Genomic DNA, 23,124 nt, shown 5'->3' on the forward strand with positions numbered 1-23,124 from the left:
TGCCAGGATGTTCAGGCGGAGATCAGCATCTTGCCGGCCGCGGCGAGGCTATCGGCGCCGTCGATGACGCGCTCCTTCAGGGCACGCGTCTCGCCAAGCAGGTTTTCGGCAAAGAAGCGGCAAAGCGGAACTCGGCCGCGGTCGGCCAGCCCGCCCTGCGCCAGATAGGCGCCGCCGGCAGCGAGCGAGATCAGGCGCAAGTAGGGCGTGGCGCCGGCCATCGCGGTATCGGCCTTGCCGTCGGCCAGAAGCCCTTGCAGGAAGCGGGTCGCTTCGTCGAGATCAGTGAGCGCACGATCGAGATTGTCGGCGGTGCGCCCAAAACCCTCGATGTTGGAGGTGCGCACCGCATCGGCCACGGCTTTCAATTCGCCGATGTAGCGATGGACATGCTCGCCGCCGCCGAGCGGCAGTTTTCGCGAGACGAGGTCGATCGCCTGGATGCCGTTGGTGCCTTCATAGATCGGCGCGATGCGGGCATCGCGATAAAGCGCGGCAGCACCCGTCTCCTCGATGAAGCCCATGCCGCCATGCACCTGCAGCCCAAGCGATGCAACCTCGACGCCGACATCGGTGGAGAAGGCTTTCGCCAGTGGCGTCAGCAGGTTTGCGCGGTCGCTCCAGGTGGCGGCGGCCTCGCCCTCGGCGACGCGCGCCCTGTCGATGGCGTGCCCGCAGGAATAGGCGATGGCGCGCGCGATCTGGGTCAGCGCCCGCATGGTCAAAAGATTGCGCTGCACGTCCGGGTGATGGACGATCGGCGCCATGCCTGAGCCGGCATAGTCCGAGGCCTTGCCCTGGCGGCGCTCATTGGCATAGGCGATCGCCTTCTGTGTCGCCGTCTCGGCCACCGCCACGCCCTGCATGCCGACGGCAAGGCGGGCGTTGTTCATCATGGTGAACATGCAGGCGAGACCTTTGTTCTCCTCGCCGACCAGCCAGCCGATCGCGCCCGGGGCCGCGCCCTCAAAACCGTCGCCATAGATCATGGTGCAGGTCGGAGATGCATGGATGCCGAGCTTGTGCTCGAGGCTGGAACAGAAGACGTCGTTGCGGGCGCCGAGCGAGCCGTCGTCATTGACCAGGAATTTCGGCACCAGGAACAGCGAGATGCCGCGCGTGCCGGCCGGCGCGTCGGGCAGCCTGGCCAGCACCAGATGGACGATGTTGTCGGTGAAATCGTGCTCGCCATAGGTGATGAAAATCTTCTGGCCGAAGATGCGGTAGGTGCCGTCGCCGGCGGGCTCGGCGCGGGTGCGCAGCGCCGCGAGGTCCGAACCGGCCTGCGGCTCGGTCAGGTTCATCGTGCCCATCCACTCGCCGGAGACGAGCTTGGCGAGATACTTCGCCTTGAGCTCCTCCGACGCGTGCTTGTCGAGGGCTTCCACCGCGCCGATGGTGAGCGTCGGGCCGATGCCGAAGGCCATGGCGGCGGAGTTCCACATTTCGAGCGCGGCGACGGCGAGCATTGTGGGCAGGCCCTGGCCGCCGAATTCCTCCGGCCCCGACAGCGCGTTCCAGCCGCCGTCGATCCAGCGGCGGTAAAGCTCCTTCCAGCCGGGCGGCGTGGTGACGGAAGCGTGCTTCAGCACCGCGCCATGCTCGTCGCCGATCTTGTAGAGCGGCGCCACTTCCTCGCTGGCGAAGCGACCGGCCTCGGAAAGGATCGCGTCGACAAGGTCCTCGCCGAGCTCGCCGAAGGTGCCGGCGTCCAATGCCGGCTTCAGGCCGGCCACATGCTTCAACGTGAAGGCGATGTCCTCGACCGGTGCGCGATACATAACTGCTCCTCCTCCGTTCCGGCCGATGGATCGTAGGATCTCAGCCGCCGCGAAACCATCCGCCTTTGGGTCGGCCTCGTCGGCTTCTTTTTACGTAAACGTCAAACTTTGTCACGCGGATTTTGCAAGCGAAGGCTTTGGCTAATTTTCAAGGCTGCTGATTGCCACTGAAAGGTACAATCCAATCTCTCGAAATTTCTGCGATAACGGACTACATCCGACTGGTATTATCTGCCGTTGGCAGACCAGAGAGACATCGTGCACTGGGAACTCCCATGCTTGCCAGACCTGAAGTCTATCGCTGCATCGAATGCGGCCTCCCTTACCGGGCCACGGGGTTCTGGTACCACGAGGGCAAGATCGAGCATGGACCGGCCTACTGGACCGATCGCGGCATATTGTGCTCGCCGCAATGCTCGCTGGCGCATCACACGAAGCGCGCCGCCGAAGGCACGCTGCCGCAGGAGCCGGCGCCCGATCCATTCGAGGTGCAGTCGCTGTTCCGGCGCTGAGGTCGCTACAATGCCAAGCCAACGGACTCCCCGTAGCGCCCTCCTCGATGCGGTGCAGCAGATCAGCAGCGGGACCACCAGCATCCGGCTGTCGGCCGCAGATCAACTCGCTTTGGTCGAGGCAATTGCGAACCCGCCGGAGCCGAATGAAGCGCTGCACCGAGCCTTCGACGCCTACAAAAGCCTGGTCATTGAATCACGGTAGCCACTATGGGCCCCAGTGCTAAAGCTCTTCGGACCTGAAAGCACTTCCTTAACCATAGCGGTTCAGGATCGTCCCCTGGTCAGTGGGGACACCCTGATTGAAAAAGCCGGCGCGCCCTCTTCGCCGCCTGGCGCTTCTCGCGGCGGCGATGGCGCTGGGCACGGCGGCAAAGGCCTCGGATTTCTCCGAGCCGTGGAAGAATGCCGACCGGGCGCTGGTGATCGACGCCTACGAGTACAACGCAATCGACTGGGCGCAGCTTGCCACCGACAAGCGCGTCGTCGGCTTCATCAACAAGGCCTCCGACGGGCTGCCACCGCCCTATTTCTGCTTCGGCGGCGAGACCGACGTCAAGCTCTGCAAGGCGTTGTGGAAGCGCTATGCGGTGACGCGCGAGCTGTTCCAGACGCGCAAGGTGGTGGCCAAGGCGCTCGGCCTGAAATGGGGCGCCTATCACCTTGCCCGTCCCGGCAATCCTGTCGAGCAGGCCAACAATTTCGTCGATTTCGCCGAGCCGGCGCCGGACGATTTGATTGCCCTCGACATCGAGGGCATCGACCCGACGCAATGGATGTCGCTCGAGGACGCGGAAGAATTCGTGCGTCAGGTGCACAGGCGGCTCGGCCGCTTCCCGGTGCTCTACTCGAACGGCAAGACCGCCCAGTACATCGCCGACAACCGCTACACTTACCGGCTCTTGTCGCGGCTGCCGCTCTGGTACGCGCGCTACAAGCCGGACATCGAGGTGCATTTCCCGATGGGCAACTGGCAGGGCTACGCGCTCTGGCAGTTCTCGGCGCGGGCGAATTGCGGCCGCTTCAGTTGCCCTTATCGCGTGCCGGGCACGCCCAACGATATCGACGTCAGCGTCGCGCCGATGAAGGCGGAAGAATTGCGCCGGCAATGGGCCGTCGGCGGACTGATCGATGTGCCGCCGGATTACCTCGCCTCGATCCCGGTGCCGATCCCGCGCGAAGCGGGCCTCGCCGGCAAGGTCACCATCACCTATGCCGATGTCGCGACGCCGCCGACCATCGAGGAGCTGGTCGCGGTGCTCGGCGCGCGCTGGAATAAATTCCGCGACGGTTTCCGCATGCCGGTGGTGAAGACGGTGCCGCAGCGCCCAGGTTTCGGCATCGTCCAATATGTCGCCTGGAAGCGGGCCGGGCAGCGCACGCCCGAACAGCTTGACGCAGCCTTCGCCGCTGCCGACCCGGTGAGCACCGCATCGACGACACCCGATCGGTCGCGCCGCTGATCATTCTAAAGCGCGTCGCGATCTTTCAGATTCGCTCTGTGCGCTTTAGTTTTTTGATTTTACGCATGTCTTCGTCCCGAACCCGGTTCCCACTTTCGGGAGACATGCTCTAGATGCCGTCAGCGATGGTTGCCCAGGCTGGCATACATGCCGGTGGTGCGAAACTGCGTCGGCGTGATGCCGTAGCAACGGCGAAACACCTTGGAGAAGTAATTCGCGTCCTCGAAGCCGCACAGCATCGCGACTTCCTTGACCGGCAGGAAATCGGCTTTGGTCAGCAACTTCGCCGCGCGCTGCAGCCTTTGCTGCAACACGAATTCGGCCGGCGGCAAGCCCTCGCTCTCGGCAAAGCAGCGCGAGAAATGGGCGCGGCTGAGGCCGCTGATCTCGACCAGCTCCGCCACCGGCAGCGGCTTGTCGAGATTGGCGTTGATGTGGTCGATGACCGGCTGCATGGCGCTTTGCTTTTCCGCGAAAGCGTGCGAACCGAAGACATCGTCGTAGAGCGCCATCGCTGCCTCGTAAGCGACCGCAGAGGCGGCGCCCGGCGAAGCGGCACCCTTGATGAGGCGGAGACTGCAATCTGCTAGGTGATCGATGGTCGCCGGCTGCAGCCGGAACACGGGACCGGAGACGCTAAGAATCGATTTGTGGATGCGCAGCGCCTCTTCGCCATTCATCGAAATCCAGAAATATTCCCAGCGGTCGCCCTTGCCCAACCAGTAGCGATGGTTGTGCGGCACCAGCACCAGCAGCGTGTCGTTCGCCTGCAGGCGATAGTTGCGGCCCTCGTAGCGCAACTGCCCGGTGCCGCTGATCGTGTGCTGGAGCACGGTGAACGGCGTCTGGCCACGCCTTCGCCCGTCCCAGTCATAGGTCTCGTCCTCGCGCACCTCATAGCCGGTGCTGGTCGGCATGGCATGCAGGCGCTGGCGGCCGCGCGGCAGCGAGATCGTGCGCATCAACTTTCCATTGGCGATCAGGTCTCGCAGCACAAAATTACCCTCGAAAGCATAATCCTTCTCTGGCCGCGCCGGCGAATAAGCGCATAATCCGGCTTCTCAGAACGCGAGAGACCCGCGGTCGAGGAGCGGGCGGGAGGAGAAAAAGCCGGATTTCCGGCTTGAATGGCACGCACGCCGTTGGGCGGCGGCCATATCCTCCCTTGTTGCTCCTTGCCTAGCATTTGATTGGATCGAGGTGAAGGTGATGAGCTTCAAAATCGCTATTATCGGCGCCGGCAGCGTCGGATTCACCAAGAAGCTGTTCACCGACATTCTATGCGTCCCGGAGTTCAAGGACATCGAATTCGCGCTGACCGATGTCAGCGAGCACAATCTCGGGATGATCAAGGCGATCCTCGACAGGATCGTGGAAGCGAACAATTTGCCGACCAAAGTGACGGCGACCACGAACCGCCGCGAGGCGCTGGAGGGGGCGCGCTACATCATCAGCTGCGTGCGCGTCGGTGGCCTCGAAGCCTATGCCGACGACATCCGCATCCCGCTGAAATACGGCATCGACCAATGCGTCGGCGACACGATCTGCGCTGGCGGCATCCTCTACGGCCAGCGCAACATTCCGGTGATCCTCGACTTCTGCAAGGACATAGGCGAGGTCGCGGAAACCGGCGCCAAGTTCCTCAACTACGCCAACCCGATGGCGATGAACACCTGGGCAGCGATCGAATACGGCAAGGTCGACACGGTCGGGCTCTGCCACGGCGTCCAGCACGGCGCCGAACAGATCGCCGAAGTGCTCGGCGCCAAGTCGCCCAAGGAGCTCGACTATGTCTGTTCGGGCATCAACCACCAGACCTGGTTCATCGAATTGCGGCTGAACGGCCGGCCGATCGGCAAGGACGAGCTGGTCGCCGCCTTCGAGGCGCATCCGGTCTATTCGAAACAGGAGAAGCTTCGCATCGACGTGCTGAAGCGTTTCGGGGTCTATTCGACCGAAAGCAACGGCCACCTGTCCGAATATCTGCCCTGGTACCGCAAGCGCCCCGACGAGATCACGCGCTGGATCGACATGTCGGACTGGATCCATGGCGAGACGGGCGGCTATCTGCGCTACTCGACCGAAACCCGCAACTGGTTCGAGACGGAATATCCGCAATTCCTCGAAGCGGCTTCGAAGCCGATCGACCCGGCCAGGCGCTCCAACGAGCATGCCAGCCACATCCTCGAGGCGCTGGAGACCAACCGCGTCTATCGCGGCCACTTCAACGTCAAGAACAACGGCGTGATCGCCAACCTGCCGCAGGACGCCATCATCGAATCGCCCGGCTTCGTCGACCGCTTCGGCATCAACATGGCCGCGGGCATCACGCTGCCGGAGGCGTGCGCGGCCACCTGCATGGCCTCGATCAACGTGCAGAGGATGTCGGTGCATGCCGCGATCGCCGGCGACATCGACCTCTTGAAGCTCGCGGTGCTGCACGACCCGCTGGTCGGCGCGGTGTCGACGCCGGAGGAGGTCTGGCAGATGGTGGACGAGATGGTCGTCGCCCAGGCCGCCTGGCTGCCCCAATACGCAGATGCCGTTCCGGCGGCAAAGGAGCGGCTTTCGAAATCCAAGGTCAAGACACGCGAATGGGCGGGCGCGGCGCGGCGAAGCGTACGCTCGATCGAGGAATTGCGCGCCGAAAAGGCGGCACTCAAACAGGCCGGCTGAGATGGCAGGCGCACGTGCAGGAGGCACGTCCGCCAAATCAGCCGTCCAGAACAAGAGGCGGGCAGCAGCAGGCGTCCAAACAACTGGGAGGAGACGATGAGGACCTTACGCAAAATTGGCTTTGCCGCCGGACTGGCGCTGAGCGTTGCCGTTCCGGCACACGCCTTCGCATCCGAGCCGACGATCCCGCCCGAGCCGGCGACGTTCCCGGCCGAGGGCAAGATCCACTATGTGGCGCGCGACTCCATCCTGGAGTTCAAGGCGCTGCCCGAATATCACGAGCCGGACTGGGTGACGGAGAAATACGTCAAGACCGGCAAGCTGCCGCCCGTGAAGGACAGGCTGCCGAAGGAGCCGCTGGTCTTCAAAACCGCCAACATGACGGACGGCACAGGCGTCTATGGCGATACGATGCGCCATGTCATCGGCGGCCGGCCGGAGGGCTGGAACTACGGCGCCGGCCAGACGCAAGGCTGGGGCGGCATCGATATCGGCCTCTCCGAATGCCTGACGCGCACGGCGCCGCTGTTCCAGGTCGAGGCGAAGGACACCGAGCCGCTGCCGAACCTCGCCAAGAGCTGGGACTGGTCGAGCGACGGCCACAAGCTGACCATGCATCTGATCGAAGGCGCCAAATGGTCGGACGGCGTGCCCTTCAACGCCGACGACGTCATGTTCTACTGGGACGACGAAGTGGTCGATCCGAACGTCTCGCCGCTCAACGGCGCGACACCGGAAACCTTCGGCGTTGGCACGACGCTCAAGAAAGTCGACGACTACACCGTCGAGTGGACCTTCAAGGAGGCCTTCCCGAGACAGTATCTCTACGCGATGGCCTACGGCACCTTCTGCCCCGGCCCGGCGCATATCCTCAAGCCGCAGCATCCGAAATATTCGAAGAACACCTACGACCAGTTCAAGAACGCCTTCCCGCCGGAATACATGAACCTGCCGGTAATGGGCGCCTGGGTGCCGGTCGAATACCGGCCGGACGACATCATCGTGTTGCGCCGCAACCCCTACTATTGGAAGGTCGACGAGAAGGGCAACCAGCTGCCCTACCTCAACGAGCTGCAATACAAGCTCTCGACCTGGGCCGATCGAGACGTGCAGGCTGTGGCGGGTTCGGGCGACTTTTCCAACCTCGAACAACCGGAGAATTTCGTCGCCTCGCTGAAGCGCGCGGCTGACAAGAATGCACCTGCGCGCCTCGCCTTCGGCCCGCGACTGATCGGCTACAATCTGCGTATGAACTTTTCCGCCAATGGCTGGGGCAACCCGGACGAGCGCGGCCAGGCGATCCGCGAATTGAACCGCAACGAGGATTTCCGCAAGGCCGTCACCATGGCGGTCGACCGCAAGGCGCTCGGCGATTCGCTGGTCAAGGGACCGTTCACCGCCATCTATCCCGGCGGCTTCTCCTCCGGCACCAGCTTCTATGACCGCAAGTCGACCGTCTACTATCCGTTCGATCTCGAAGGCGCCAAGGCCGAGCTCGCCAAGGCCGGGCTCAAGGATACCGACGGCGACGGCTTCGTGAACTTCCCGGCCGGCACCGCCGGCGGCAAGAATGTCGAGATCGTGATGCTGGTCAACAACGACTACACCACCGACAAGAGCCTTGCCGAAGGCGTCGTGGCGCAGATGGAGAAACTGGGCTTGAGGGTCGTGCTCAACGGGGTCAACGGCACGCAGCGCGACGCGATCCAATATTCCGGCCGCTTCGACTGGCTGATCCGGCGCAACGACCAGGAGCTCACCTCAGTCGTGCAGAACACGGAGCAACTCGCTCCCGTCGGCCCGAAAACCAGCTGGAACCATCGCGCGCCGGAAAGCGGCGAAGTCGATCTGATGCCGTTCGAGAAGGACCTCGTCGACATCGTCAACAAGTTCGTCACGACGCAGGACAACGACCAGCGCGCGGATCTGATGAGGCAATTCCAGAAGATCTCGACGGAAAACGTCTACAATGTCGGCCTGACGGAATATCCAGGCGCGCTGATCATCAACAAGCGCTTCTCGAACATCCCGCAGGGAACGCCGATCTTCATGTTCAACTGGGCCGAGGATTCGATCGTCCGCGAACGCATCTTTGTCGCGGCCGACAAGCAGGCCAAGTATGAATTGTACCCGGAAGAGCTTCCCGGCAAACCGGGTGACAAGGGTCCGATGTAAGGTTTACCTCCCTGACGAAGAGACGTCCGGCCGCGCCGCGGCGCGGCCGGACAAATAGAACCTCCGAACGCACCCGAGGGAGCGACCGGCCAGACAAAGGAAGCGGACCGTCCATGCTGCGATTCCTGCTCATGCGCATAGCGTCGGCGCTTCCCGTCCTCGCCATCTTAAGCCTCGTCACTTTCGCCATCATCCAAGCGCCGCCCGGCGATTATGCCGACTATATCCGCTCGCAGTTGATCAACCAGGGCGGAGCCTCCTACGCCCAGGCCGAAGCGCAGGCGCAGGCCTATCGGAAGGAACATGGCCTCGATAAGCCGCTGCCCGTCCAGTATCTCAACTGGATCGGCGGCATCGTCACCCGCGGCGATTTCGGCTACAGCCTCTATTACAACAAGCCGGTGGCCGACGTGGTCGGCGAGCGCCTGCCGCGCACGCTGCTTCTGGCGCTGGTCTGCCACCTGCTCGCCTCGGTGCTCGGCATAAGCTTCGGCATATGGGCGGCGACCCGGCAATATTCCTGGATCGACTCCACACTTTCGGCCATCTCCTTCCTCGGCATGACGGTGCCGCGCTTCCTGATGGCGCTGATCATCGTCTATCTCTTGGTCTTCCAGTTCAACGTGTCGGAGATCGGCTCGTTCTTCTCGCCGCAATATGGCGGCGCGCCGTGGTCGTGGGCGAAATTCGTCGACCTCGTCAAGCACGTCTGGCCGGTCGTGGCGATCGCGACCTTCGGCGGGCTCGCCTACAACATGCGCGTCATGCGCGGCAATCTGCTCGACACGCTCAACGCGCAATATGTCGAGACGGCGAAGGCCAAGGGTCTGACCGGCGGCGCGGTGGTGATGCGCCATGCCGTGCCCAACGCGCTGCACCCGTTGGTCATGTATCAAGGCGTGGTGCTGCCCTACATGCTGACCGGCGAGATCGAGACTGCGATCATCTTCGCGCTGCCGACCGTCGGGCCGGCGATCGTCGGGTCGATGGCGGTGGGCGACGTCTATGTGACGGCCACCTTCATGATGGTGCTGTCGGCAACGCTGATCGTCGGCAACATCATCGCCGACATGCTGCTCGCCTTGCTCGATCCGCGCGTGCGCCAGTTCGGAGAGCGTTAGATGCTGGCGCGCGATCCCTCACCCCCACCAATGCCGGCCGAAGGCGTCGCCGTTGCCGAGCCCGCGCACGGCAATGAAAGCTACATCGCGCTGGTCTGGCGCCGGCTGAAGCGCTCCTGGACCGGCATGGCCGGGCTTTGCCTGGTCGTGCTGCTGCTTTTGATGGCGGTCTTCGCGGAATTCCTGGCGCCTCTGGACCCTAAGGCGACCGATATCGCCTTCGCGCCGCCGGAGGTGCCAAGCTTCCACGACAAGGACGGCAATTTCATCGCGCGTCCCAGGATCTATGCGCTGGCCGAATCGACCGACCTCGACCCGGTGACCTTCCAGCCGATCCTCGGCCCCGACTATGACCATCCGCGCCTGCTCGGCTTCTTCGTCGAGGGCGCGCCCTACAAGCTCCTCGGGCTCATCCCGGCGAACCGGCACTTCTTCGGCTCGATGGACGGCCAGCCGGTACATTTCCTCGGCACCGACAAGTTCGGCCGCGACGTGCTGTCGCGCGCCATCCATGGCTCGCGCGTCTCGCTGATGATCGCGCTCACCGTCGTCTTCATCATCACCGTCATCGGCACCAGCGTCGGCATGGCCTCCGGCTATTTCGGCGGCCGGTTCGACGTCTGGACGCAGCGCTTCGTCGAACTTGTGCTCGCCTTCCCGCAACTGCCGCTCTATCTCGCGCTGACGACGCTGATCCCGGTCACCGCGCCGACCAACGTCTTCCTCGCCTTCGTCATCATCGTCATGTCGGCGCTGGGCTGGGCGCAGATGTCGCGCGAGGTGCGCGGCAAGACGCTGGCGCTGGCGCGGATCGACTATGTGCGCGCCGCCATGGCGGTCGGCGCCACCGACCGGCGCATCATCATGCAGCACATCTTCCCCAATGTGATGAGCCACGTGATCGTCGCCGTGACGCTGGCGATCCCGACGGTGGTGCTTCTGGAATCCTTCCTCGGCTTCCTCGGCTTCGCGGTGAAGCCGCCGCTGATCTCCTGGGGCCTGATGCTGCAGGACACCGCGACCTACTCGGTCATCGGCACCTATCCCTGGATCCTGTCACCGGTCGGCTTCGTGCTTGTCACCGTCTTTGCCTTCAACGCGCTGGGCGACGGCCTGCGCGATGCCGTCGATCCTTATTGAGGTGGTTGGATGACAACCGTCGCGCTAGCCGAATCCTTCGCTCCAGCCGTCAGGCACGACCACAATGGCCGCCATGACCAGCCCGTCATCGACGCCCGCAACATCGAGGTCGCCTTCAAGGTCGAGCACGGCATCGTCGAGGCGGTGAAGGACGTCTCGTTCCAGCTCTATCGCGGCGAGACGATCGCGATTGTCGGCGAATCCGGCTCCGGCAAGTCGGTGACGGCGCGCACCGTGATGGGGCTGCTGTCGCGGCGAGCGACGGTGTCGCCGCGGTCGAGCGTCGACTATCACGGGCAGAACGTCCTGAAATTCTCCGAGCGCGCCCGGCGCAAGCTGCGCGGCAACCGCATCTCGATGATCTTCCAGGAGCCGATGAGCTCGCTGAATCCGATCTACACGGTCGGCAGCCAGATCGTCGAGGCGATCAGGGTGCATCGCAAGGTAAGCCGCAGGCAAGCCTGGGCGCGGGCGCTCGAGCTTTTGCGGCATGTCCAAATCCCCGAGCCGGAAGCGCGGCTCAAGCAATATCCGCACCAGCTCTCCGGCGGACAGCGCCAGCGCGTGATGATCGCCATGGCTTTGGCCAACGAGCCCGACGTGCTGATCGCCGACGAGCCGACGACGGCGCTCGACGTCACGGTGCAGGCGCAGATACTGAACCTGATCCGCAACCTGCAGAAGGAACTGCGGATGGCGGTGATCCTGATCACGCACGACCTGACCGTGGTGCGCAAGTTCTCCGACTACGTCTACGTCATGCAACATGGCGAGATGCGCGAGCATAACGTCACCGAACGGCTCTTCGCCGATCCGCAGCACCCTTATACGCAGCGGCTGCTCGCCTCCGAGCCGCGCGGACGGCCGAAGGCGCTGCCCGAGGGCTCCGGCACCATCCTGGAGGCCAATGGCGTGCGCGTCTGCTTCACGCTGCGCCACGGCAACTTCCTCAAGCCCGACTGGCGCGAGCTGGTCGCGGTCGACGACCTCGACCTGAAGCTTTGCCGCCACGAGACGCTCGGACTGGTCGGCGAATCCGGCTCCGGCAAGACCACGTTCGGCCAGGCGCTGCTTCGGCTGCTGGACGCCAAGCGCGGCGAAATCCGTTTCGACGGCAAGCCGATCGAGGGCCTGTCGCGGGCCGAGATGCGGCCGCTGCGCTCGCGCATGCAGATCGTCTTCCAGGATCCGTTCTCTTCGCTCAACCCGCGCATGACGATCGGCCAGATCATCGAGGAAGGGCTGGTGGTCAACAGGTTAGGCGCGACGCGGCGCGAGCGCATCGAGCGGGTGCGCGAGGCGCTGGTCAGCGCCGGCATGCCCGGCGATATCCTGTCGCGGTTTCCGCATGAATTCTCCGGCGGCCAGCGGCAGCGCATCGCGATCGCGCGGGCCATCGCGCTGGAGCCGGAATTCATCCTGCTCGACGAGCCAACATCGGCGCTCGACCTTTCCGTGCAAGCGCAGATCATCGACCTGTTGCGCAAGCTGCAGGACGAGCGCGGCCTGAGCTATCTCTTCATCTCGCACGACCTCAAGGTGGTGCGGGCGCTGTGCCACCGCGTCATCGTCATGCAGCACGGCAAGATCGTCGAGCAGGGACCCGTCGACGAGGTCCTCACCAATCCCAAGACCGCCTACACCGAACGGCTCGTCAGGGCCGCTTTCGACGTGGCGTGACCATATGCCGGAGGTTCATAGTGGCTAGAAATCCCAAGATCACTTTCATCGGCGCCGGCTCGACGGTGTTCATGAAGAACATCGTCGGCGACGTGCTGCAGCGGCCGGCGCTGTCGGGCGCGACGATCGCGCTGATGGACATCAACCCGCAGCGGCTGGAAGAAAGCGCCATCGTCGTCAACAAGCTGATCGCGACGCTCGGCGTGAAGGCCAAGGCCGAGACCTATTCCGACCAGCGCAAGGCGCTCTCCGGCGCCGACTTCGTCGTCGTCGCCTTCCAGATCGGCGGCTACGAGCCTTGCACCGTCACCGATTTCGAGGTGCCGAAGAAATACGGCCTGCGCCAGACGATCGCCGACACGCTCGGCGTCGGCGGCATCATGCGGGGCTTAAGGACCGTGCCGCATCTGTGGAAGATCTGCGAGGACATGCTCGCCGTCTGCCCGGAGGCGATCATGCTGCAATATGTCAACCCGATGGCGATCAACACCTGGGCGATCGCCGAGAAATACCACCAAATCAGGCAGGTCGGGCTCTGCCATTCGGTGCAGGGCACGGCGATGGAATTGGCGCACGATCTCGACCTTCCCTATGAGGAGATCCGCTACCGCTCGGCCGGCATCAATCACATGGCCTTCTATCTCAAGTTCGAGCATCGCCAGCCGGACGGGTCCTATCGCGACCTCTATCCGGATCTCGTCCGCGCCTATCGCGAAGGGCGGGCGCCGAAGCCGGGCTGGAACCCGCGCTGCCCGAACAAGGTGCGCTACGAGATGCTGACCCGGCTCGGCTATTTCGTCACCGAAAGCTCGGAGCATTTCGCCGAATACACGCCCTATTTCATCAAGGACGGCCGCCCCGACCTGATCGAGAAATACGGCATTCCGCTCGACGAATATCCAAAACGCTGCATCGAGCAGATCGAGCGCTGGAAGGGCCAGGCGGAGGCCTATCGCTCGGCCGACCGCATCGAGGTCGAGCAATCCAAGGAATACGCCTCCTCGATCATGAATTCTGTGTGGACCGGCGAGCCGTCGGTGATCTACGGCAATGTCCGCAACAATGGCTGCATCACCTCGCTGCCTTTCGACTGCGCGGCGGAAGTGCCGTGCCTGGTCGATGCCTCCGGCATCCAGCCGACCTATATCGGCGAGCTGCCGCCGCAACTCACCGCACTGATCCGCACCAACGTCAACGTTCAGGAACTGACGGTGCGGGCGCTGATGAGCGAAAACCGCGAGCACATCTACCACGCGGCGATGATGGACCCGCACACGGCGGCCGAGCTCGACCTCGACCAGATCTGGTCACTGGTCGACGACCTTCTCGCCGCTCACGGCGACTGGCTGCCGGCCTGGGCGCGCAAGGATGGCAGGAGCAAGGCCGCCTGATCAGGCGCCAATCCTCTCGCGCTCGACGGCGCGCCAGCCGATGTCATGGCGGAAGAAACCCTGCGGCCAGTCGATATGGTCGATCGCCGCGTAGGCCTTTTTCTGCGCCTCGCCAACCGTGGCGCCGGTTGCCGTGACGTTGAGCACGCGGCCGCCATTGGCGACCAGCGCGCCGCCGTTGATGGCGGTGCCGGCGTGGAAGATCTCGGCGCCTTCGCTCGCGGCCTCGTCGAGGCCGCGGATGACCGAGCCCTTTTCCGGCGTGCCGGGATAGCCCCTTGCCGCCATCACCACCGTCAGCGCCGCTTCGTCGCTCCAGCGGACTGACATGTGCGCGAGCTGGCCGTCGACGGCGGCATTGAGCAGGACCAGCAGATCGTCCTTGAGTCGCATCATCAGCACCTGGCATTCCGGATCGCCGAAGCGGGTGTTGTACTCGATCAGCTTCGGGCCCTGGTCGGTGATCATCAGTCCGGCAAACAGGATACCGGCGAAGGGCGCGCCGAGATTGGCCATGCCGCGCATGGTCGGCTCGATGATCTCGCGCATGGTGCGCTCGGTCATTTCCGCCGTCATCACCGGCGCCGGCGAGTAGGCGCCCATGCCGCCGGTGTTCGGGCCGGTATCGCCGTCGCCGACGCGCTTGTGGTCCTGCGCGGTGCCGAAGGGCAGCGCGGTGGCGCCATCGCACAGGCAGAAGAAGCTCGCCTCCTCGCCGGTCAGATATTCCTCGACGACCACCTCGGCGCCGGCGGCGCCAAAAGCGCCCTCGAAACAGGCCTCTAGCGCGGCGAGCGCCTCCTCCAGAGTCATGGCGATGGTGACGCCCTTGCCGGCAGCGAGCCCGTCGGCCTTGATGACGATCGGCGCGCCCGTCTTCTCGACATAGGCCTTGGCCGAGGCGAGGTCGCCAAAGCGGCCATAGGCGGCGGTCGGGATGTTGAATTTCGCGCAAAGGTCCTTGGTGAAGCCTTTCGAGCCTTCGAGCCGCGCCGCAGCCTTGGACGGTCCGAAGACGCGGATGCCCCAAGGGCGCAGGTCATCGGCGATGCCGGCCACCAGCGGGCCTTCCGGACCGACCACGACGAGGTCGATGTTCTTCTCCTGGCAGAAGGCGGCCACAGTGGAATGGTCGGACATATCCAGCTTGACCAGTTCGGCGACGCCGCCGATGCCGGGATTGCCGGGCGAGGCATAAAGCTTCGTCAGCAGCGGCGAGGCGGCGATCTTCCAGGCAAGCGCATGTTCGCGGCCACCCGAGCCGAGAAGAAGAACGTTCATGGCCACCTCTTGCTGATCGTCTCCCTGAACCCGCTATTGGTCCGCGAGCGACGGGTCAAGGCGTCTTGGCGTTTTGGTGGCGATTGCACACGGGAACATGGCCCGCATCAAGACGTGATCGGGCAATTTTGCCGGTCAAGAAGAAACCGATCCGGCCTGGTTAGCTCCGGAAGATGACTTAGCTTCGGAAAACGACGGGGAACCAGTCCTCGCGCAGTTTCTGGCCGGGCTTCATGTCGTGGCCCGGATAGGGCGGCGAGGTGCGGCCCGGCCGCTCGACATAATGCGCGTCGTCACCGACCCAGCGCAGCGACAGCGCCCGGCGCCTGGCCGAGGTCATGTTGCCGCGCGCCCCATGCGCGGTGCGGAAATCGAACAGGATGGCGTCGCCCGGCTCCATCTCCCATTCAAGCACTTTCATCGAAGGGTCGTTGTCGGGATCGGGCACCGGCAGATAGTCGCCTTCGCCGGCATAGAAATTGGCGTCGTTCAGCCAGCGCACCGGCAGGACCATCTTTTCCCATCTATGCGAGCCGGCGATCAGCCTGAGCGTCGCCTCCTTCACCGGATCGATCGGAATCCAGAAGCTCACCGTCTGGCTGCCGTCGACGAAATAATAGGGAATGTCCTGATGCCAGGGCGTCGGCTTCTGCGTGCCGGGCTCCTTGACCAGAACGTGGTCGTGGAAGAATTGCGCGCTGCGCGATTGCATGACGGCTGCCGCCAGTTCGGCGGCGGGCGATTCCCGCACGATCCTGACGAATTCCGGGATGCGCTCCCAGTTGCAGTAATCGTCGAAGAAGCTGCCCTTGCCGCCGGCGATGTCGGAGGCGGTGGCGCTGCGGTTCTGTATGTTGCGCTCGATGCCGTCGGCGATGACGTCGACCCAGTCCTTGAAGGCGCCGCGGATGCAGACCGCGCCGTCGCGCCGGTAGTCGGCAATCGTTCCGGCATCGATTTTTGGGTTGGCCATCGCACTCTCCGTGGGTTCGATAGCCGACTATCGCAGGCGCCCCATATCGAGTAAAATAATAACTTGTCATCTCACTTATAGTTTTACTCTATGGCTTTGACCCTCACGCAGTTGCGCTATCTCGTCGCCGTGGCGCGCTATGGCAGCGTCACCATGGCCGCCAGGGCGCTGAATGTGTCGCAGCCTTCGATCTCGGTAGCGATCGACAATGTCGAGGATGCGCTCGGCCAAAAACTGTTCGTGCGTCAGCGCGGGAGCGGCATCGCGCTGACGTCGTTCGGCCGCAGCGCCGTGGCGAAGGCCAGGCAGGTTCTCAGCGAGGCGGATGAATTGGCCGCGCTCGGATCGCGCGAGGCCGATGTCGGCGGCGAGCTGGTGCTCGGCTGCTTCGAGGATCTGGCGCCCTACTTCGCGCCGGCGCTGATCCGCTCGTTTTCGGAACGCTGTCCCTCGGTGACCGTCATTGTCCGCGACGAGAGCTTCGAGACGCTCGGACGACGACTGGCCGACAGCGCCATCGATCTCGGCCTGACCTACGATCTGGGCCTGCCGGCGCATTTCAAGCGCGTCCTTCTGCATGAGCTTCGGCCGCACGCGCTGCTGCCGGCCGGTCACGTGCTGGCGGACAAGCGGACCGTCAGCCTGGCGGATCTCGCCGCCTATCCGCTGATCAGCACCGACCAGCCGCACAGCTGGCAGCATATGCTCGATCTTTTCCTCAGCCGCGGCCTGTCGCCCATCGCGCAGTCATCGACGAGCTCGTTCGAGCTGCAGCGCTCCATGGTGGCCAACGGCTTCGGCGTCGCCGTCAGCTATACGAGGCCGCATGGCGACAGGAGCTATGACGGCTTGCCGCTGGTCTGCAAACCGCTCTCCGATCCGCTTCCCATGCAGCGCATCATCCTGACCCATGATACGCGCCAGCGCCTGCCGAAAGCGGCGCTAGCCTTTATCGAGGTCGCAAAAGGGTGGTTCGCCAGTCACGATGTTTTCACTGCTTGAGCGACAACGCGGCCGCTTGACGCCGCCTGCCGCTGCTGCCACTCCAGCACAATGGAACCCATCCAGTCGAAAGCGGCCCAGGGCCGCGTCGCCGATGCCCCGAGCGGCCATTGGGTCTACCGGGTGCTGCCGCGCTGGCTGTGGCCCTACGCGCAGCTTGCGCGCTGGGACCGGCCAATCGGCTGGCAATTGCTCTTATGGCCCTGCTGGTGGTCGGCGGCCCTTGCGGCAAGCGCCTATCCGCGCCCGACGGACCCGCTGCTCACGTTGCTGCCGGCGCCCTGGTACCTGTTGCTGTTCTTTGTCGGCGCCGTCGCCATGCGCGGGGCCGGCTGCACCTACAACGACATTGTCGACGAGGACATCGACAACCAGGTCGAGCGCACCCGCTCGCGGCCGCTGCCGGCCGGCAAGGTGACGCGCCGCCAGGCATGGGCGTTCCTTATCGTCCAGGCGCTGGTGGGCTTGGCGGTGCTCTTGCAGTTCAACAGCTTCGCCATCCCGCTCGGCATCGTCTCGCTCGCCATCGTCGCGGTCTATCCATTCATGAAACGCATCACCAACTGGCCGCAATTCGTGCTTGGGCTGGCCTTCTCCTGGGGCGCGCTGATGGGATGGGCGGTCGAGTTCGGCGATCTCGATGGCCCCGCCATCATGCTCTATATCGGCTCGATCCTGTGGGTGATCGGCTACGACACGATCTATGCGCATCAGGACAAGGAAGACGACGCCATCGTCGGGGTGCGCTCGACGGCCCGGCTGTTCGGCGACGACACCAAGACCTGGCTGGTCGGGCTCTATGGCGGCACCCTCGTCTGCTTCGCCATCGCCTTCGCCTCGGCGCAGGTGCCGATGCCAGCGCTAGCCGGACTGATCGCCGCCGGCGCGCATATGACGCGCCAGATCATCCGGCTCGACATCAACGATCCGGACCAATGCCTGAAGCTGTTCAAGTCGAACAACCAGGTCGGCTGGCTGATCTTTCTGGGACTGATCGGCGGCGCGCTGTGGGTGGCGCTGAAGCCGCTGGTGTAGCGGGGCGTCCCCTTCTCCCCTTGTGGGAGAAGGTGTCGCCGAAGGCGACGGATGCTCCAGGGAAAGCCAGCGTCTCACTCCACTGGAACACCCCTCATCCGTCTCGGCGCTGCGCGCCGATCCACCTTCTCCCACAAGGGGAGAAGGAAGACGCCTACTCCCTTGCGATAATCTCCTCACCGCCGATGACGAGCCGCAGGCCGAGATTGCCGGTCCTGCGGCGGGCGAGGAAGCGCGGGCGGCGCATGTTGGAGACACGGCCCTTGCGGCGTTCCTGCGGCGGCAGCGCCTTGATGGCGGCGCCGAGCGATTCCTCAAGCGTGCGGGCAATGCCGTCGGCCTCGATCAAAAGCATCGGCAGGCGATAGGCGTCGGCCCAGGCGCGCCAGTCGGCGGCAACGTCGTCGAGATCGTCGGCGACCAGCAGCGGCACCGACAGCATCGGATCATTGTGCAGAAGTTCCAGCGTCACCGTGACGTTGCCGTCCGGATCTTCCATGGCGCGGGCGGCGACGCCGCGGAACGCGTTGGCGGGCAGCGCGATGATCGCCGGCAGGTTGCTCATCTCCAGCATGCGCCGGATGACGGCGCCGCGCTGGTCGATGGTGAAGGTGACATCGCCGTAGTCGTCGCGCGTGGCATAGCTTACCATCTGCGGCAGGCGAAACGGGTCGAGACGCATGTTGCGCCCCGCCCAGACTGGCTTCAGTCCAGTGTTCATCGAATGCCTTCCTGTTTCTCCTGAGGGCCGTTTTCCGGTTCTCTCCGGGCCGGTTTTTCCGGCCTCGTTATGGGCAGAAACATTAGCGCTCGCTTCTTACCGCCGCGCTTAAGAAAGTCGGTTAAATTTTGCTGATCGGAGCCGATGGTTATCGGAATGCGACCAGCCACCAGATGTTGGAAGGATCAGATAACCTTACCGGGATTCATGATGCCGGCCGGATCGAACGCCGCTTTGATGCGGCGCATCAGGTCGATCGCCATCGGCGGCGCGGTGGCGAGCAGCTCGTCGCGCTTCAGCTGGCCGATGCCGTGCTCGGCCGATATCGATCCGTGGAAAGAGCGCACGACGTCGTGCACGGCATTGTTCATCGGGCGGTAGAGGCCAAGGAACGCTTCGTCGTCACCGCCTTCGGGGCGCGAAATGTTATAGTGCAAATTGCCGTCGCCCATGTGGCCGAAGCAAACGACGCGCGCGCCGGGGCTGACGGACGCGACGGCGACAGCCGCCTCCTCGATGAAATCCGGGATCGCGGCGATCGGCACCGAAATGTCGTGCTTGATCGAGGCGCCCTCCGGCTTCTGGCACTCGGGCAGCGTCTCGCGGAAATTCCAGAATGCGTCGCCCTGGGCAAGGTTTGCGGCGACCACCGCATCGCCGACGATGCCTTGCTCGAGGCCGGCCGAAAGAATCTCCTCGATCAGCGCCCTGCCGTCCTCTTCAGAGCGGCCGGAGGAAACCTGCATCAGCACATACCATGGCCAGTCGTCGGCCAGCGGCCGCTTGATGCCTTGCCCGTGCCGAAGCGTGAAGTCGTAAGGCCTCTTGGCGATTAGCTCGAAGGCGGTGAGCGCCGCGCCGGCGCGGTCCATCGCCAGGGTGAACAGCGAAAGCGCTGCCTGAGCCGAAGACAGGCCGGCAAAGGCAACCTCCCTGCCCTTCGGCTTGGGAAAGAGTTTCAGCACCGCGGCGGTGATGACGCCGAGTGTGCCTTCGGCGCCGACGAAGAGGTTCTTCAAATCGTAGCCGGTGTTGTCCTTCTTCAGCTTGCGCAGATCGTCGAACACTTCCCCCGTCGGCAGCACCACCTCGACGCCGAGGCAGAGCTCGCGCGCATTGCCATAGGCAAGCACGCCGGTGCCGCCGGCGTTCGAAGAAAGATTGCCGCCGATCTGGCAGGAGCCTTGCGCGGCAAGCGACAGCGGAAACAACCGGCCGGCGGCGTCGGCCGCTTCCTGCAGCGTCTGCAGGATGACGCCGGCCTCGGCGGTGACCGTGTTCGACAGCACATCGATCTCGCGGATGCGGTTCAGCCTGGACAACGACAGCACGATGTCGTGCCCGGACTTGTCCGGCACCTGGGCGCCGACCAGGCCGGTATTGCCGCTTTGCGGCACGACCGGCGTTCCGGTCTCGGTCGCGAGCCGCATGATGCGGCTCACTTCCTCGACGCTGCCTGGCCTCAGCACCAGGGATGTCCGGCCATGCCAGAGGCCGCGCCGCTCGGTGATGTAGGGCGCGATATCGGGCTGATCGCGCAGCGCGTATTTCTCGCCGACGATGGCCGCGAAGCGGTCGATAAGGGCGGGATCGAGCTCGAAGGGCTGGTCGTCGGTCAGATCGTTCATGCGCCAGAACCTATGGCGCTCAGGCGATCTTGTCACGCGGGGCGGCGGCGCGGACGAGCCGGTCGTTGATCGCCTCGCCCAGGCCGTCGAATGGAATAGGCTCGACGGCGATGGTGGCGGCGCCGCTGCGGTCGAGCGCCTGCATATAGGCGAACAGATTCGTGGCCGCCTCGCGCAGATCGCCCGCCTCGGAAAGATTGCGCACCGCCACCGCATCCTGCCAGCCTTCGGCGCGATCGCGGCCGAAGGCGAGCAGCGCCTCGCCGCTGGCGATCTTGCCGGCATTGAGCCGCATCGATGCGCCCGGCGCATAGTGCGAGGCAAGCATGCCCGGTGCCTCGATGCCGGCGGCGCCGCGCATGAGTTTTTGGCCGGAAACAGCTTCAATGTCCTCGGCGGCGATGCCGCCGGGCCTCAGCAGCGTCAGCCTGCCGTCCTCGACCTTGACGATGGTCGATTCCAGGCCGACTGGCGTCGCGCCGCCGTCGACCACCAGCCTGATCCTGTCGCCGAGATCGGCGGCGACGGCTTCGGCCGTCGTGGCGCTGATTTTGCCGGAGGAATTAGCGCTGGGCGCGGCGAGCGGCCGGCCGAGCCGCGCGATCAGCTCGCCGCCAAAACCCCTGGGCATGCGCAGCGCGATGGTGTCCAACCCGGCGGTGACCAGCGGATGGATGCCGTTTTCCGCGCGCTGCTGCAGCACCAGCGTCAGCGGGCCAGGCCAGAAGGTCTCGGCCAGTTTCGCCGACAGCGGATCGAAGTCGGCGATGCGGCCTGCCATGGCGAGATCGGCGACATGGGCGATCAGCGGATTGAAGCGTGGGCGGCCCTTGGCCTCGAAGATACGCGCCACGGCAACGCCGTTGGTGGCGTCGCCCGCCAGCCCGTAGACGGTCTCGGTCGGGATGGCGACGACATCGCCGCCTTCGAGCAGCGCCAGCGCCCGCTCCATCGCCTCGCCGACGGCAAGTATCTCAGCCAAATTCACCACCGTTCCTGAACACGCGGGTCCCGTAATACGGCATGGAACGAGGGGCAAGGGCGGGTATTGGCGATTTATCAATCCCTAAAATGTTAAGTTTCGATGCAAGCCGGCATCAATTCGCCGTCACTAGGCTGCGGATTTCCGGTTGTTGGGCTCGGGGAGTTATCGTGATGCGTATGCCTTGCTTTGACGCAATTCCGCATGGCAGGCTACGGCGAAGTCGCCGAGCCCAGCCGTTACACACATTTCCTGGAATTGGTCTAGAGCGGTTCACCGTTTCACGGAAACGCCAAACCGCTCTATATCTTTGTTTTTACGCAATTCCGGACGGAAAACCGCTACGCACTTTTCCTGGAATTGCTCTAGCAGCGGTCGGTATCGGCCTTTTGGCGACGGCCGGTCTGGCACAGGCTTCGTCCATCGTGGTGCTCGGCGTTTCGACATCGACGCCATCCGTGGTCAGGCCGGCCGCGATCGAACCCGGCAACGTCTCCGCGGCTTCCACGCCATCCGTGGTGGCGCTCGGCGAGCCGGTGCCAGCCGTCACCGATGAGAAGGTGGCCGCGATCCCGGAGAAATCCGGGCAGAGACACGCGCAGGCGCCGATGATCATTCGCGGCGGCATCGTCGGCGGCGCCCCCGCGACGCCAGCGGCGACCGCCTCAGCCAAGTCCACCGCGCCCGCGGCCGCGACACCGGCAAACGACACCGCGCCTGCTGCGGCCACACCTCCCAACGGCACAGCCGCGGCTGCTCCCAACGGCGACGCCAAAACGACCGACAACAAGGCCGCCGCGACGGCGGATGCGTCGGACGACCAGGCGCAGCCGCAAGCTCAGCCACAAGCTCAACCGCAAGAACCCCCGATATCGCCGCGCTTCAGCAAGGCGATGTAGGCACGCAGCCTTTCAGGACCGATAAAAAGGGGCGACGCCTGCCGCGTCGCCCCTTTCTTCTTTTCAAGCGGCAAGAAACGGCTCAGGCCGCTTCTTCCTTGTCGTCATCGTCGGACTCGTCGTCCTCGTCCTCGCCGTCTTCGTCCTCATCACTGCCCGAGGCCGTGGCGTCTTCGTCGGCGTCCTCATCGTCGTCGCCGTCTTCGTCGTCCTCGTCGCCGCCCGAGGCTTCCTCATCGGGGTCTTCGTCGCCTTCTTCCTCGTCGTCTTCAGACGGTTCGGCGGCTTCGATCGCCGCGGCGGCGGCATGGTCGAGGATGTTGTCGGAAGCGGATACGATGCCCTCGGCGGCGGCCGGGGTCTCTTCAGTCAATTCGGTATCGTGAACGGAATTCATGGCATGCCTCCGTGGTTTGGGAACGTCTTAAATCGCGTCACGCTGAAACGGATTCAGGCGACGCGCTTTAAGTCTTTGTTTGATGCATGTCGTTGTCCCAGAACCGCTGCACATTTCTAGGCGACATGCATTGGTTCTCCCACGCGGAGGTCATCGTCATATGACTGTAAGCCGGCTCCGGCGCATCAAATTTCGGGCGATGAAATTGTCGAAGCACATCCCGCGCCTTATGAGGCGCAGGCAGCTTCGGATCACGCGATTTTGCGC

The 23,124-nt window shown here is 64.3% G+C and carries 20 protein-coding genes; 12 read left to right on the plus strand and 8 right to left on the minus strand.

What is annotated here, in order from left to right:
• Window positions 1–11 precede the first annotated feature (11 nt).
• On the minus strand, window positions 12–1,781 hold the full coding sequence (locus ABID26_RS03840; protein ID WP_292372604.1) for an acyl-CoA dehydrogenase family protein: 1,770 nt from the start codon (window positions 1,779–1,781) through the stop codon (window positions 12–14).
• Between the two features lie 275 nt (window positions 1,782–2,056).
• On the opposite strand from ABID26_RS03840, the gene ABID26_RS03845 reads away from it, so the two are divergent.
• The 3 genes from ABID26_RS03845 (at window position 2,057) to ABID26_RS03855 (ending at window position 3,756) form a co-directional block, all read left to right on the plus strand.
• The gene (locus ABID26_RS03845; RefSeq protein WP_292372602.1) at window positions 2,057–2,293 is read left to right on the plus strand and encodes a hypothetical protein; all 237 of its coding nucleotides are present in this window, start codon (window positions 2,057–2,059) and stop codon (window positions 2,291–2,293) included.
• 10 nt (window positions 2,294–2,303) lie between these two features.
• Window positions 2,304–2,498, plus strand: a complete 195-nt coding sequence (locus ABID26_RS03850) for a type II toxin -antitoxin system TacA 1-like antitoxin (RefSeq protein ID WP_292372600.1) — start codon at window positions 2,304–2,306, stop codon at window positions 2,496–2,498.
• 148 nt (window positions 2,499–2,646) lie between these two features.
• Entirely contained in the window at window positions 2,647–3,756 is a 1,110-nt protein-coding gene (locus ABID26_RS03855) for a glycoside hydrolase family 25 protein (protein WP_292372845.1), read from the plus strand.
• A 119-nt stretch (window positions 3,757–3,875) separates the two neighbouring features.
• Here the strand turns inward: ABID26_RS03855 and ABID26_RS03860 are convergent, their stop codons facing one another.
• Complete coding sequence (locus ABID26_RS03860; protein ID WP_292372598.1) at window positions 3,876–4,718, minus strand: AraC family transcriptional regulator; 843 nt, start codon at window positions 4,716–4,718, stop codon at window positions 3,876–3,878.
• Window positions 4,719–4,965: 247 nt separating this feature from the next.
• On the opposite strand from ABID26_RS03860, the gene melA (ABID26_RS03865) reads away from it, so the two are divergent.
• The 6 genes from melA (ABID26_RS03865) (at window position 4,966) to melA (ABID26_RS03890) (ending at window position 13,939) form a co-directional block, all read left to right on the plus strand.
• Entirely contained in the window at window positions 4,966–6,432 is a 1,467-nt protein-coding gene (gene melA, locus ABID26_RS03865; RefSeq protein WP_292372596.1) for an alpha-glucosidase/alpha-galactosidase, read from the plus strand.
• A 96-nt stretch (window positions 6,433–6,528) separates the two neighbouring features.
• A complete protein-coding gene (locus ABID26_RS03870) occupies window positions 6,529–8,607 on the plus strand; it encodes an ABC transporter substrate-binding protein (protein WP_292342412.1) in 2,079 nt (692 codons plus the stop codon).
• Between the two features lie 113 nt (window positions 8,608–8,720).
• A complete protein-coding gene (locus ABID26_RS03875; protein ID WP_292372594.1) occupies window positions 8,721–9,728 on the plus strand; it encodes an ABC transporter permease in 1,008 nt (335 codons plus the stop codon).
• Window positions 9,729–10,868, plus strand: coding sequence for an ABC transporter permease (locus ABID26_RS03880; RefSeq protein ID WP_292372592.1), 1,140 nt, complete (start codon window positions 9,729–9,731; stop codon window positions 10,866–10,868).
• 9 nt (window positions 10,869–10,877) lie between these two features.
• Window positions 10,878–12,548 carry an ABC transporter ATP-binding protein gene (locus ABID26_RS03885; protein WP_292372590.1) on the plus strand — a complete coding sequence of 557 codons (1,671 nt, stop codon included), beginning with the start codon at window positions 10,878–10,880 and terminating at the stop codon, window positions 12,546–12,548.
• A gap of 20 nt (window positions 12,549–12,568) precedes the next feature.
• Window positions 12,569–13,939 (plus strand): alpha-glucosidase/alpha-galactosidase, encoded by a 1,371-nt coding sequence (melA, locus tag ABID26_RS03890; protein ID WP_354413911.1) that lies wholly within the window; start codon window positions 12,569–12,571, stop codon window positions 13,937–13,939.
• Here the strand turns inward: melA (ABID26_RS03890) and purD are convergent, their stop codons facing one another.
• Window positions 13,940–15,220: a phosphoribosylamine--glycine ligase gene (gene purD / locus ABID26_RS03895; protein ID WP_292302872.1), complete on the minus strand. Its 1,281-nt coding sequence runs from the start codon at window positions 15,218–15,220 to the stop codon at window positions 13,940–13,942. It abuts the gene before it with no gap.
• 178 nt (window positions 15,221–15,398) lie between these two features.
• Window positions 15,399–16,193, minus strand: a complete 795-nt coding sequence (locus tag ABID26_RS03900; RefSeq protein WP_354413913.1) for a phytanoyl-CoA dioxygenase family protein — start codon at window positions 16,191–16,193, stop codon at window positions 15,399–15,401.
• A 90-nt stretch (window positions 16,194–16,283) separates the two neighbouring features.
• On the opposite strand from ABID26_RS03900, the gene ABID26_RS03905 reads away from it, so the two are divergent.
• Window positions 16,284–17,195, plus strand: a complete 912-nt coding sequence (locus ABID26_RS03905) for a LysR family transcriptional regulator (protein WP_354413916.1) — start codon at window positions 16,284–16,286, stop codon at window positions 17,193–17,195.
• A gap of 51 nt (window positions 17,196–17,246) precedes the next feature.
• Complete coding sequence (gene ubiA, locus ABID26_RS03910; protein ID WP_354413919.1) at window positions 17,247–18,230, plus strand: 4-hydroxybenzoate octaprenyltransferase; 984 nt, start codon at window positions 17,247–17,249, stop codon at window positions 18,228–18,230.
• A 154-nt stretch (window positions 18,231–18,384) separates the two neighbouring features.
• Here the strand turns inward: ubiA and ABID26_RS03915 are convergent, their stop codons facing one another.
• From ABID26_RS03915 to ABID26_RS03925, 3 genes are all read right to left on the minus strand, one after another.
• Window positions 18,385–18,951 (minus strand): DUF6101 family protein, encoded by a 567-nt coding sequence (locus ABID26_RS03915; RefSeq protein WP_126101500.1) that lies wholly within the window; start codon window positions 18,949–18,951, stop codon window positions 18,385–18,387.
• A 185-nt stretch (window positions 18,952–19,136) separates the two neighbouring features.
• Window positions 19,137–20,579 (minus strand): FAD-binding oxidoreductase, encoded by a 1,443-nt coding sequence (locus ABID26_RS03920; protein WP_354413921.1) that lies wholly within the window; start codon window positions 20,577–20,579, stop codon window positions 19,137–19,139.
• Window positions 20,580–20,598: 19 nt separating this feature from the next.
• Window positions 20,599–21,561, minus strand: a complete 963-nt coding sequence (locus ABID26_RS03925; protein WP_354414237.1) for an L-threonylcarbamoyladenylate synthase — start codon at window positions 21,559–21,561, stop codon at window positions 20,599–20,601.
• A gap of 389 nt (window positions 21,562–21,950) precedes the next feature.
• On the opposite strand from ABID26_RS03925, the gene ABID26_RS03930 reads away from it, so the two are divergent.
• Window positions 21,951–22,460, plus strand: coding sequence for a hypothetical protein (locus ABID26_RS03930; RefSeq protein ID WP_354413924.1), 510 nt, complete (start codon window positions 21,951–21,953; stop codon window positions 22,458–22,460).
• A gap of 82 nt (window positions 22,461–22,542) precedes the next feature.
• On the opposite strand, the gene ABID26_RS03935 is transcribed toward ABID26_RS03930, so the two are convergent.
• The gene (locus tag ABID26_RS03935) at window positions 22,543–22,857 is read right to left on the minus strand and encodes an ATPase (RefSeq protein ID WP_292304844.1); all 315 of its coding nucleotides are present in this window, start codon (window positions 22,855–22,857) and stop codon (window positions 22,543–22,545) included.
• Between the last annotated feature and the right edge of the window lie 267 nt (window positions 22,858–23,124).

It is taken from the genome of Mesorhizobium shonense (assembly GCF_040545255.1).
Classification (GTDB): domain Bacteria; phylum Pseudomonadota; class Alphaproteobacteria; order Rhizobiales; family Rhizobiaceae; genus Mesorhizobium; species Mesorhizobium shonense.